This window comes from Pseudoalteromonas sp. SG41-2, from assembly GCF_014164535.1.
In the GTDB taxonomy this organism is placed as follows: Bacteria; Pseudomonadota; Gammaproteobacteria; order Enterobacterales; family Alteromonadaceae; genus Pseudoalteromonas; species Pseudoalteromonas rhizosphaerae.
On the sequence record NZ_JACJFK010000004.1, the window covers coordinates 25179 to 37808 of the forward strand.

General features: G+C 40.4%; 9 protein-coding genes. 4 read left to right on the plus strand and 5 right to left on the minus strand.

Going from position 1 to position 12630, the window contains the following annotated elements; genetic code table 11:
• The first annotated feature begins 85 nt into the window (after nucleotides 1-85).
• The gene (locus H5186_RS04155) at nucleotides 86-2110 is read left to right on the plus strand and encodes a S9 family peptidase (protein ID WP_182794155.1); all 2025 of its coding nucleotides are present in this window, start codon (nucleotides 86-88) and stop codon (nucleotides 2108-2110) included.
• A gap of 627 nt (nucleotides 2111-2737) precedes the next feature.
• On the opposite strand, the gene H5186_RS04160 is transcribed toward H5186_RS04155, so the two are convergent.
• Nucleotides 2738-4339 carry an isocitrate lyase gene (locus tag H5186_RS04160; RefSeq protein WP_145238853.1) on the minus strand — a complete coding sequence of 534 codons (1602 nt, stop codon included), beginning with the start codon at nucleotides 4337-4339 and terminating at the stop codon, nucleotides 2738-2740.
• A gap of 256 nt (nucleotides 4340-4595) precedes the next feature.
• On the opposite strand from H5186_RS04160, the gene H5186_RS04165 reads away from it, so the two are divergent.
• Entirely contained in the window at nucleotides 4596-6773 is a 2178-nt protein-coding gene (locus H5186_RS04165; RefSeq protein WP_182794156.1) for a malate synthase G, read from the plus strand.
• 205 nt (nucleotides 6774-6978) lie between these two features.
• Here the strand turns inward: H5186_RS04165 and H5186_RS04170 are convergent, their stop codons facing one another.
• From H5186_RS04170 to H5186_RS04185, 4 genes are all read right to left on the minus strand, one after another.
• A complete protein-coding gene (locus H5186_RS04170; protein ID WP_182761151.1) occupies nucleotides 6979-7704 on the minus strand; it encodes a YebC/PmpR family DNA-binding transcriptional regulator in 726 nt (241 codons plus the stop codon).
• Nucleotides 7705-7871: 167 nt separating this feature from the next.
• On the minus strand, nucleotides 7872-8507 hold the full coding sequence (locus H5186_RS04175) for an HAD family hydrolase (protein WP_182717332.1): 636 nt from the start codon (nucleotides 8505-8507) through the stop codon (nucleotides 7872-7874).
• A gap of 161 nt (nucleotides 8508-8668) precedes the next feature.
• Nucleotides 8669-9187, minus strand: a complete 519-nt coding sequence (locus tag H5186_RS04180) for a DUF6702 family protein (protein WP_149980350.1) — start codon at nucleotides 9185-9187, stop codon at nucleotides 8669-8671.
• A complete protein-coding gene (locus H5186_RS04185) occupies nucleotides 9187-11628 on the minus strand; it encodes a M1 family metallopeptidase (RefSeq protein ID WP_149980349.1) in 2442 nt (813 codons plus the stop codon). The genes H5186_RS04180 and H5186_RS04185 overlap by 1 nt, the downstream gene beginning before the upstream one ends.
• A gap of 305 nt (nucleotides 11629-11933) precedes the next feature.
• On the opposite strand from H5186_RS04185, the gene H5186_RS04190 reads away from it, so the two are divergent.
• Together H5186_RS04190 and H5186_RS04195 are read left to right on the plus strand one after the other, a co-directional pair.
• Complete coding sequence (locus H5186_RS04190; RefSeq protein WP_182794157.1) at nucleotides 11934-12188, plus strand: hypothetical protein; 255 nt, start codon at nucleotides 11934-11936, stop codon at nucleotides 12186-12188.
• A gap of 128 nt (nucleotides 12189-12316) precedes the next feature.
• On the plus strand, nucleotides 12317-12556 hold the full coding sequence (locus tag H5186_RS04195) for a hypothetical protein (protein ID WP_145238872.1): 240 nt from the start codon (nucleotides 12317-12319) through the stop codon (nucleotides 12554-12556).
• Nucleotides 12557-12630: the final 74 nt, after the last annotated feature.

Here is a 12630-nt window from a genome sequence, read left to right on the forward strand (position 1 = left end):
TCAGGTATTCATCGCATGATGGTGTACCTTTGGGTTTTGTTATTCTATAACGGTTAGGTGCGATAATTAATAACAAGGAATTAAAATGAAATTGATTGCCCCCGCAGCCCTCCTAACCTCGCTGTGTTTTTCAGTATTAGCCAATGATAACCTGCAAACTTTTCAACTAGAAAATGTATTCGACCTTGAATATGCCAATCAAATTGAAATGACTAACGACGGTAAAACCGTCTACTTTGTTCGAAATCGGATGGACATTAAATCAGATAGTAAAGTTAGTAATATTTGGTCTGTCGACAGTAGTTCAAAGCAATTACAACCGCTTACATCGGGTGTACATATGGATTACTCCCCTGTCTTGTCGCCAGACCAATCACGTTTAGCGTTTATTTCAACTCGTGATGGCAGTAGCCAAATTTATGTAAAATGGCTAAAAACAGGCGCTGTTGCAAAAATTAGTAATCTTACTCAAAGCCCTGCAAGTTTGCAGTGGTCACCTAATGGTCGGCAATTACTGTTTAGCCAATTTGTACCGAGTAAAGTTAGTTCTCCTATTAACTTACCAGGCAAGCCTGAAGGTGCCAGCTGGGCAGAGCCTGCTAAATTTATTGATGACGTATATTATCGTGCCGATGGCGGCGGTTATACCAAGCCTGGTTTTCGTCATTTGTTTACTATTGAAGCCAATGGCGGTAATGCCCGTCAGTTAACCTCTGGCGACTTTGATCATGGCGGGCCAGTTAGCTTTTCTGAAGATGGTAACAGCATTTATTTTTCGGCTAATCGCCATGCTGACTTTAAACTCAAACCAACAAATTCTGAAATATATCAGCTGACATTAAATGATCTACAAATAACAGCGCTTACCGACCGAGAAGGTCCTGATCAACAACCGCAAATATCACCAGATGGGCGTTATCTTGCCTATACCGGTTATGATGATAAACGTACCAATTATGAAAATACCCAGCTATATATTCGCGATTTAAAATCGGGTGATACCACAAGTTTAACCGCTGATTTTGACCGCAGTGTCGAGCAAATTAAATGGGCTGATAACTCTAAAGGGCTTTATTTTAGTTACGCCAGTGAAGGCCAAACCGCACTCGCTTATCAACCACGTAGCGGCAAACGAAAAGTGATCACACAAAAAATAGGGAGTGTTTCATTCGGTCGCCCTTATTCTGGTGGTGACTTTGATATAAGCGACGATGGTAATGTGGCAATCACGCTTGCTGATACCCAACGTCCTGCTGATATAGCAATAGTTAAAAATGGTAAAACACAACGTTTAACAAAATTAAATGACGACGCGCTTGGTAATAAACAGCTGGCAAAAGTAGAAGAAATTTGGCTGAAATCAAGTTATGACGACTTATCAATTCAAGGTTGGGTCGCCTACCCTCCTGGGTTTGATAGTAATAAAAAATATCCCCTTATTTTAGAAATACACGGCGGCCCTGTCGCTAACTACGGTCCACACTTTAGCGCTGAAATACAATTATTTGCCGCTAAAGGTAATGTGGTTTTATATATGAACCCGCGTGGTAGTGATTCATACGGGAAGGAGTTCGCGCAAACTATTCATCACAATTATCCTAGTAACGATTTTGATGACTTAATGACTGGCGTTGATGCGCTTATTGGCAAAGGTTTTATTGATCAGTCAAAACTGTTTGTAACCGGTGGCTCAGGTGGCGGTGTACTTACGGCGTGGATTGTAGGCCATACCGACAGATTTGCCGCCGCTGTTGTTGCCAAGCCGGTGATCAATTGGATCAGCTTTGTACTAACTGCTGACTTCTACCCATTCTTTGCCGATTACTGGTTCCCAGGTAAGCCATGGGATCATATTGAGCATTATATGAAGCGCTCGCCAATTAGCTATGTTGGTAATGTTAAAACACCAACCATGCTACTCACTGGTGAAGCGGATTACCGCACTCCTATTTCTGAGACCGAGCAATTCTATCAAGCATTAAAGCTACAAGGAGTTGATACAGCAATGGTACGTATTCCTGATGCATCACATGGCATAACAAAACGGCCGTCAAACTTGATGGCTAAAGTCGCTTATATTCAATGGTGGTTTGATAAACATAGTAAATAGAAATTAGTTAGCGGCGAGAGTAAAGTTAACAAGTTGCAAGTGTGAAGCTAGAAACCGTAGCTTGGTCCTTAGCAACTTTTACTCTCGCTAATTTGTCACTAGTCAAATCCCCTGTAAACCCCCTTTACAAAAAGTGAGTGCTCATTCACATATTCTAAAGTTTACACAAATATCGGACTTTGTAAAAAATCGAGTTAGTAAAATTTCGGTTTATGACATTTTTTGGTCATTGAGTTAGTAAAAAATCGGTTTGAGTCACTGTTTATGGCGTTTAAGTTGGTAAAAAAGTGGTTTGTAGTCGGTTAGAGTTGGTAAAAAATCGGTTTATATTTTCTGATTAATGGCTAATAACGGCCATTTTTATCAAAATCCCCCCTTTCCAAAGAGCTAAAAGCTGATTAAATCGCTAAATTGATAAGAAATACCGCAAAAAAATTTACTTGATAAAAATCTGATCCAAAAATTGAAAGTAAATCTGATGCTAGTTAAATACTGATCCAAGCCTTAGTTAAAATCTGATCTGAGCGGTAAAGTTAGCAAGTGTAAAGCTGTATATCCTCTGTAATTGCTAGCATCAAAAAAAGGGCCTTGCGGCCCTTTGTAACATTGTTGAGTTGGACTGTTATGTTAGAACTGGTTCATAGTGTTTGCTTCGCCGCCAGCTTTAAGCGCATTTTCACCTGAGAAGTACTCTTTATGGGTATCTCCCATGTTAGAACCTGCTAAGTCTTGATGCTTAACGGATGCTTGTTCGCGGCGAATTTCTTGACGCTGCACATCACGTACATAAGCCAGCATACCTAAGTCACCAAAGTAGCCTTCTGACAGAATATCAGTGCTCAATGCAGCCGTGTGATAGGTCGGTAGCGTAATTAAGTGGTGGAAAATACCAGCTTCGCGCGCGCCATCACGTTGGAAGTTTTGTACTAACTCATCTGCTGCGACTGCAAGTTCAGTTGCATCCATCTCTGGTGCCATTAGCGCCTTATTATCATCAATGCTTGGATAAGCAGATAAGTCTTTACCTTCGTCTAACCACTGTTGATAAACTTGCTCGCGGAATTTCAATGTCCAGTTGAAAGAAGGTGAATTGTTATAAACCAGTTTAGCGTCAGGAACTTGCTCTTTAACCCGATTAACCAGTTCAGCAATTTGTTTTACATGTGGTTTTTCAGTTTCAATCCACAGTAAATCAGCACCCGATTGCAAGCTGGTAATACAATCTAGTACAACACGGTCTTTTTCTGTGCCTTCGCGGAATTGGTATAAACCATTATCAAGGCGAGTCGGCTTGCATAGTTGGCCGTTCAGCTTCATTGCCGTATCACCTTCATTTAAATCTTCAACACCGTTAATTGGTGTGGTTTCTAAAAACGCATTGTACTGACTAGCAAGGTCGCCAGGTGTTTGTGATACCGGCACTTTTTGGGTCAAGCTGGCACCAAGTGAGTCAGTACGTGCGACAATAATACCGTTATCAATACCCAGTTCTAAAAAGGCATAACGCACGGCGTTAATTTTTGCTAAAAAGTCTTCGTGTGGCACAGTTACTTTACCTGCTTGGTGACCACATTGCTTCGCGTCTGAAACTTGGTTTTCGATTTGGATAGCACATGCCCCCGCTTCAATCATTTTTTTAGCGAGTAAGTAGGTTGCTTCTTCATTACCAAAACCAGCATCAATATCTGCGATGATCGGTACCACATGACTTTCAAAGTTATCTATTTTATCAAGTACCGCTTGTACATCACCACCAGTTGCTTTGGCGTTATCTAAGTCTTTAAATAAATGGTCAAGTTCACGAGCATCGGCTTGTTTTAGGAAAGTATAAATTTCTTCAATCAACGCCGGTACTGAGGTTTTTTCGTGCATACTTTGATCCGGTAGTGGGCCGAACTCAGAGCGCAGCGCAGCAACCATCCAACCGCTTAGGTATACGTAGCTACGCTTAGTGGTTTTTTGGTGACGTTTAATCGCCATCATCATTTGTTGGGCAGTAAAACCATGCCAGCAACCAAGCGATTGTGTGTATTGGCTGGTATCAGCATCATATGCAGCCATGTCTTCACGCATGATGTCAGCTGTAAACTGGGCGATGTCTAATCCCGTACGAAAACGATTTTGCAAGCGCATACGACTTGCGTATTCAGGATTAATTGCTTGCCATGTTTTACCTTGTGCTTGACAAAGTGTAGCTAAAGTATCGGTTTCACGTTGATAAGTAGTCATAATAAAAAATCCTCTGAACGGGTTAAAACTAAATTTTATTTATATGGTTGTGTGAGAGGCTAAGAGTTAATGCTCTGTAGCGCTTAAATCAACATTAGGCCGATTTATTGGATTTAGTAAATTTATAGTTGTTATGCTGGCTATATATTTAGTGAATGGCTAAAAGAACACCTATTGCGTATTTTTAGGTTATGGTTAACAAAAGATTGCTCACATGCAGTCAATTGCACCGCGACCGTTTAAAAGGATATCGATTATGACACTCTCTCACAGCCAATTTGGATTAACCGTAGATAACCAATTAGCCGATTTTGTTAACCAGCAACTGCTACCCGGTACAGGTATTAGCGAACAACACTTTTGGCAAGGATTTGCTGAAATTATTGATGATCTTAGTCCGCTTAACCGTGCATTATTAGTCAAGCGTGAAGACCTACAACACCAAATTGATAGCTATCACCTAGCAAATAAACACTGGGATGCAGCGCAATACCAACAGTTTTTAACTGACATTGGTTATTTAGTCCCTGAGCCAGATAATTTTTGCATTGAGACAGAAAATGTTGAGCCTGAAATAGCCCGCACAGCTGGCCCTCAGCTGGTTGTGCCAGTAAGTAATGCACGCTTTGCACTTAATGCCGCTAACGCACGCTGGGGGTCGTTATACGATGCCTTATACGGCACTGATGTACTTAGCGAAGAAGATGGCGCTGAAAAAGGCAGCAACTATAATCCTGTTCGCGGTTTTAAAGTAATGGCCTACGCAAGGCAGTTTTTAGATAAAGCGTTACCACTTGAAAATGGCTCACATATTGAAAGTACTAATTATTCGGTAGTTAATGGCCAGCTCATCATCACCTTACGTGATAGCTCACAAACAGGCTTAAAACAACCAGCGCAACTTGTTGGTTTTCAAGGTGAAGCACAAAACCCCAGGGCAATTTTATTACTCAGTCATGGCCTCCATATAGAGCTACAAATAGATCATAATCATAGCATTGGTGCAGCCGACAAAGCGGGCTTAAAAGACGTCCTCCTCGAAGCTGCACTTACCACCATTATGGATTGTGAAGACTCCGTTGCCGCCGTTGACGGCGAAGATAAAGTGCAAGTTTATCAAAATTGGTTAGGCTTAATGAAAGGCACTCTCGCTGAGTCATTCACAAAAGATGGCAAAACGGTTGAGCGTACACTCGCTAAAGACCGCAGTTATTCAGGTATTGATGGGAAACCGCTAAGTCTAAAAGGGCGTAGTATGATGTTTGTGCGTAATGTTGGCCATTTAATGACAAACCCTGCGATTCAAGATAGCCAAGGCCGCGACGTATTTGAAGGTATCATGGATGCAATGATCACGGTCACTGCCGCACTGCATGACTTAAATGGCAATAGCCCGGTAAAAAATTCAACTGCAGCCAGTATCAATATCGTCAAACCGAAAATGCATGGTCCTGAAGAAGTTGCTTTTACCAATACATTATTTAGTCGTATTGAACAGCTTTTACAGTTACCCAAAAACACCATCAAAATGGGCATTATGGATGAAGAGCGCCGTACATCGGTGAACTTAAAAGCCTGTATTAATGCTGCTAAACAACGTGTGGTATTTATCAATACTGGCTTTTTAGACCGTACAGGTGATGAAATTCATACCTCAATGCAAGCAGGTGTAGTATTACCAAAAGCAGCCATTAAACAACAACCTTGGATCAATGCTTATGAAGACAGAAATGTCGATATCGGTTTGCAAACCGGGTTAAGTGGTCGCGCACAAATAGGCAAAGGTATGTGGCCAATGCCCGATAAAATGGCGTTGATGATGGAGCAAAAAATTGCCCATCCGCAAGCAGGCGCTAATACAGCCTGGGTGCCCTCCCCTACTGCAGCCACCTTACATGCTATGCACTATCATGACGTTGATGTGTTTGCCTGTCAAAAAGCGATTGCCCAGCGTCAACAAGCTAGTTTAACAGAACTATTAACTCCGCCTTTGATGGTTGATCCTAATAGTTTGAGCAAAGAAGATATTCAGGCAGAGCTGGATAACAATGCTCAAGGTATTTTAGGTTATGTAGTACGTTGGATTGATCAAGGTGTAGGCTGTTCTAAAGTGCCTGACATTAACCATATAGGATTAATGGAAGATAGGGCTACACTGCGTATTTCAAGCCAACATATGGCTAACTGGTTGCAGCATGGGGTATGCACGCAAGCACAAATAGAAACTACTATGGCGAAAATGGCAAAAGTAGTGGATAGCCAAAATGAAGGGGATCCGGCTTATGTTAATATGGCTGATTCAGTGCAAAGCTTAGCACAAAGTATTGCATATCAAGCGGCATTAGCCCTTGTATTAGAAGGAGTTAAACAACCCAGTGGTTATACTGAACCATTGTTGCATGCGTTTCGTATAAAATATAAAGCGCAACAATAACTCCCCTTCGAGTTTGTTAGTGTCATATTGCCAGCCCTCGGGCTGGTTTTTTTTGCTTAAATTATCCTTTAACCATAACTTTGCTGAATAATCAGCATTCAGAAAAATAAGCCATCAACAACAAAAAAGCACATTCCAGCAATGAAATGCGCTTTTGTATCTTCTCGAAACTAGTGTTACTACTAGCTAAATTTATAACTTCAGCCTAATTCACTACCGTGGCGTTATGATAAACGTTTTGTACGTCGTCACAATCTTCCAACATTGCAATAAATTTATCAAAATTAGCGATAACATCGGCATCAGTAATTTCTATATGCACTTGTGGCACGAAGGTGATTTCGTCAACTTCAAAAATAATACCTGCAAACGCCTCTTCTAATGCTGTTTTTGCTTTGTAATATTCGGTATGTGGAGCAAAAACCGATACTTTGCCATCTTCAACTTCTACATCGGTTACATCAACATCAGCCATCATTAAAGCTTCAAGTACCACTTCATCATCGTCACCACTAAAACCAAGTACAGCTAAATGATCAAACATATGTGCTACACAGCCTGGTGTACCTATTTTTGAGTCGGTTTTAGTAAACGGTAAGCGAACATCTTTAATAGTACGATTTGGGTTATCTGTTAAACAGTCAACAATCACCATACAGTTACCTGGGCCATAGCCTTCGTAACGGGCTGTTGCATAATCTTCACCAGCTCCGCCAGCAGCTTTCTCTATCGCTTTTTCGATGACATGTGCTGGTACTTGATCTCGCTTCGCGCGTTCGATTAAGCGTTTTAGCGACTGGTTTACTTCTGGATCAGGTTCACCATTTTTTGCTGCTACGTAAATTTCTTTACCGTACTTAGAATTAACTTTGGTTTTAGCATTGGCTGTTTTCGCCATGGAGCTTTTACGTACTTCAAATGCTCTGCCCATCTTATGCCTCTATTGGAAACTCGATATTGGCAACATTTTAACAATTTGCGCAGTATTGAGCTAGTGATTAAATGACTGCAAAATCACAATTATGACATTTCGCTTAACAGTACTTACGCTTATAAAAGTTAAACAACACGCTATTTAACATAACACTAAAATTCTACTTAAACTGAAGCATTTATAAGTCGAGATTGTCGTGTTTGCCCTAAATTATTTATTAACTTAGGCAATTCAGAAAAATGGTGCAGAATATAATCAGCTTGTTCTGCATATGCAGGAACATCACTCGGTGCATATAAACAAGCACGCATATTGGCATTATGTGCAGCCTGGATATCATAAAGATAATCACCAACATAAAGTATATGTTGCTGATCTATTCCCCATAACGTTGCAATTGCATTCAAAGCACTCGGATCTGGCTTAGGGGGGGCATCACTACGCGTGAGTACAGTTTGAATTGGCAACGGATTATTTTTTAATTTCAGCGCAGTAGCGCGGTCGTAATTACGTGTCACGATTGCCATTGGTATTGCTTGCTCTTTTAAACGCGCGATAGCTTGCGCTACACCAGGTAACAACGTTGCATGTTGAGCATCAATAAGCTCATGCTGATGGACAATATTCATTGCTTCCTCACGCATGTAAGGAGACGGAAGGCCATCAATAAAACTAAGTAGATCATGCTCGTCAGGGCAACCGACTTGAGCTTTGATAAGAGTAAAATCAAGTTCAGATGATACTAAGGTGCCATCTAAATCAAAAATAACCCCAGCTACTGTACTTTGATACGTATTCATACCACTCCTTGTATATGATTTGATTTTCATCCAAATTACTTACTTTAAGATAGTTTACGCAATTAGATATGAAAAGGAACATATTCGTATTTAATATAAAAATTAATAAAAAACGCGCACAAAACTACTGTGCGCGTCGGTTGGGGGACTTTTAAATTTGCCTACTTTGTTTGCTCTACCGCTGTATTAGCTGGTTCAAAGCGCGCTTCTAGCCAAGTGTCATCTTGGGTAAAGTGCAGTGTTTTCACTTTGCCTTTACCTTCAACATTAACCATATTCACTTGCGCAGGCCATAAATCGCGCAGCGCGCCGTGACTCATACGGATACCTTTAATATCCTTTGGGATCGGTGCTTCTTGATAAACCCAAAAAAACTTACCATCAACTTGCGCACCCACTTCCTTCAGCACTAGCGGCTCACCATCGAGAGTTTGTAAAGCAACATGTGATTCGATGTAATCTACAAAGCGTTGTTGATCTTCTTTATTACTAATAATATCTGCACCACCGGCAAATAAATGCTCCACAGCATGCTCGGTATCATGTAAATAAAAACGATGCATTAGCTCAATATTACTAGTACGTTTATTAAATAAAACTGTAGTTACTGATGCTTTAAGTTGATGCGCCATCGCTGGCATAGCAACTATAAAAGCAAGAATAATAAGCATAAAACGCATTATTCTTGCTCCTTATCGCTGTCTTTTTCGTCACCTGTTTTTAGCTCAGTTTTAATATCGTGCATGATATCGCGGCTGACTTTGGCTTTACTTTGCTCTTTTTTATACACTTCAATACGTGAAGGGATAATACGACGAGGGTAGTTATTATTTTCAACATCTACGTCTGCAGTTTCCCAACGAGGATCAACCGTTACTGATACCAAAGGCTTGTTCTTATCAGTAATAATAAGTTTTTGCACATGTTTGTGGTTGCGACGCCAGATTTCGGCAGGGATCATACGATCTTCTTTAGTACCATCTTCATAGCTAAGCTCAAGTAAAATTGGCATTACTAGGCCGCCTAAATTCGAAAATTCAAGCACGTAATAGTTTTTATCTTCTGCAACTGCGCGATCGAGTACTTTACGCTCCCATGGCTCTAAGCCTTTTAAGAATTTATTATACGAGTTGCGCTCTTTGTTAGTAACAGTGAAGCGGTCGTTTTCATCGTAGAAATCAGTTACGTCGGAGTTTTCTTCAACCCATAGCTTTTTAGCTTCAGCCTTATTACGTTCCACAAATAGTGGCATAGGTTTAGCCGCTTCAATATCACGTAGGCGATTAAAATCTATATCAGGGTTTTTAGTATCTAAACGTAATTGATAGACTTTATCGAGCGAGATATCAACATGATCAGTGCTATAGAACCAGCCACGCCAGAACCAATCTAAATCAACACCTGATGCTTCTTCCATGGTACGGAAAAAATCAGCAGGGGTAGGGCGCTTGTACTTCCAACGCTGGGCGTACTCTTTAAACGCAAAATCAAACAACTCACGGCCTAAAATCACTTCACGCAAAATATTCAGTGCGGCCGCAGGTTTGGTATAAGCATTAGGCCCTAAACGCAGTACGCTGTCTGACTGAGTCATTACCGGCACTTGATTTTCAGACTTCATGTAGGCAACAACGTCACGTGGTTCAACCCCCCATGGAATAGTTGGATCCCATTCACGCCCAGCAACACCATCTAAAAAGCTGTTTAAACCTTCATCCATCCAAGTCCATTGGCGCTCATCAGAGTTCACCACCATAGGAAAATAAATATGACCAACCTCGTGGATCACCACGCCAATTAAAAAGCGCTTTTCAGCTTGTGAATAAGTACGCGAACCGTCATCCTGTAACTCAGTTCGAGGGCCATTAAATGTGATCATTGGATATTCCATACCGCCTACTGGACCATTGACTGACTGCGCAACAGGGTATGGATAATCAAATGAAAAGCGTGAATAAACTTCCATTGTATGTACGATTGCTTCGGTCGAATACTTCTTCCATAGATCGCCACCTTCTTTGGGGAAAAATGACATAGCCATCACTAATGGCTGATCATTACCGCCTTGTTGATAACCTTTTGCATCCCACATAAATTTACGCGACGACGCCCATGCAAAGTCACGCACATTTTCAGCTTTAAAGTGCCATGTTTTGGTCTTGTCTGTGCCTTCTTTTTCATTTTCTAAGGCTTCATCTTCAGTAACGATAAATACTGGGCGCTTTGTATTTTTGGCTTGTTCTAAACGGTTTCGCTGAGTACGGGTCAGCACGCTACTAGCATTATCAAGCTTACCCGTTGCAGAGACGATATGATCGGCAGGAACAGTGATCTCAACATCATAATCACCAAATTCTAGCGTAAACTCTCCACTGCCTAAAAAGGCTTTATTAGTCCATGCTTCGTAATCTGTATAAGCAGCTAAACGCGGAAACCATTGAGCAAGTAAGAATATGTCGTTGCCATCTTTTTCAAAATGCTCGTAACCAGAGCGAGCGCCAACGGCATCTTCTTCGACGATGTTAAAAGCAAAGTCCATGCTGAATTCAGTGTCTTTGCCTGGTTTCAGTGGTTCATTTAAGTCAATACGCATTAGTGTATCAACAACTGTGACTTTTAATTCTTTACCGTTATCATCTTTAACATTAGCAATTGTAAAGCCAAGTTCATTGTCACTCATAAATTGTTGACGACGTAACTGACTTAAACTTAATTTAGTTGCTTTTGGTTGTGGATCTCCCTGTAGGGCAGAGCCGTTAAATGTAGCAGTACGTTCTGCAATAGAGTCGCTTTTAAAAATATTTTGATCGAGTTGCAACCATAAATACTTGAGTGTGTGCGGTGAATTATTTTTATACTCTATGGTTTGACTTGCTGTTAAGCGACGTGCATTTTCATCAAGCTTTACATCGATGTCGTAATTAACATGCTGCTGCCAATATTTTTCACCAGGCTCACCTGCTGCACTACGATAAACATTCGGTGTAGGCAGCACTTCATCAAGTTGGCGAAACTTATCAACATAACTGCCTTTTGTTTGCTCAACTGCAGAAGCCATAACAGTACTTGAGAGAGCTAACGGTAAAAATATAGCCCCTAAAGTTACAACTGCTTTTTTCATAATTAATCCTGTTAATTTTTCGTAAGCATACTTTGTCAAAATAGTGAGATATATTCAATGAAATAGCGATAAACCGCCGCATTTATAGGGTAAAAAATAACTTATTCTTAAATACTGATGATTAACAACAAGGCAATTATTGTAAAGGGGGTTTACAGCAACTTTTGTACGAAATTCAGGCTTAATTAATGCAAGTCAATTACAGTTAGCTTTACAGTTTGTAAACACGTTAACCTAAACGATGAGTAGTAAACCCTCATACCATAGTATTGAATAAGTTAGCTGACAGCTTGCAGGGGTAACCGATGAAATTTTACATTGTAAAAAAAGATAATAGTGTTGCGGCAATTCCAGCTCAGACTAAGCAACTAAATGAATATCAAAAGCGGGGCTTTAAGTTTGTTGAAGTCGTTACGGCTTGCGATAAAAACGACGCACTCGCTCGCTTTCCAAAACATAGTAAAAAACGTAAAAAGTGGCTTGTTTTATGCAGTAGTTTGGTGGTTATAAGCATAACTTTTAGCTTAATTTCGGCTATTTTTGTATTAATGGCTAAATAATGAATTCTTTAGTTGACCTTTATAGTCATTTGTATTTAAAATCGCCCACTTTTTTGATTTGAGGGGGTTAAAAGCATCGCTTTTCTCCTCAAAAGTGTTTCAACATACTAGTAAAATGCGGTGGGCATATGGATTTTTATATCCTAAAAAAACAACAAGAAGTAATTGCAATTCCAGCAGATGAACAAAGTTGTAAACAGTATTTAGATTCAGGTTATTTTTATATTGATAAAGTAGCTGCCTGTAACGAAACGAATGCGTTAAAAGTACTGCAGGCCAAACAAACCAAAGCTCTCAAAGTACCATTAGTGCTGGCATTGTTAGCTTTACCCATGGTGATCTTTGCTTGGTATAACCTAACAAGTTAAAGATTCAGCTTGTGCCCTTGCATCTTAATTTAGCTTGGGTATATTGACGCTCTTAACTGTTTTTTAAGAGCGTG

Coding starts and splice junctions, on each gene's coding strand:
- H5186_RS04155 (WP_182794155.1), top strand. CDS start 86: ATGAAATTGATTGCCCCCGCAGCCCTCCTAACCTCGCTGTGTTTTTCA.
- H5186_RS04160 (WP_145238853.1), bottom strand. CDS start 4,339: ATGACTACTTATCAACGTGAAACCGATACTTTAGCTACACTTTGTCAA.
- H5186_RS04165 (WP_182794156.1), top strand. CDS start 4,596: ATGACACTCTCTCACAGCCAATTTGGATTAACCGTAGATAACCAATTA.
- H5186_RS04170 (WP_182761151.1), bottom strand. CDS start 7,704: ATGGGCAGAGCATTTGAAGTACGTAAAAGCTCCATGGCGAAAACAGCC.
- H5186_RS04175 (WP_182717332.1), bottom strand. CDS start 8,507: ATGAATACGTATCAAAGTACAGTAGCTGGGGTTATTTTTGATTTAGAT.
- H5186_RS04180 (WP_149980350.1), bottom strand. CDS start 9,187: ATGCGTTTTATGCTTATTATTCTTGCTTTTATAGTTGCTATGCCAGCG.
- H5186_RS04185 (WP_149980349.1), bottom strand. CDS start 11,628: ATGAAAAAAGCAGTTGTAACTTTAGGGGCTATATTTTTACCGTTAGCT.
- H5186_RS04190 (WP_182794157.1), top strand. CDS start 11,934: ATGAAATTTTACATTGTAAAAAAAGATAATAGTGTTGCGGCAATTCCA.
- H5186_RS04195 (WP_145238872.1), top strand. CDS start 12,317: ATGGATTTTTATATCCTAAAAAAACAACAAGAAGTAATTGCAATTCCA.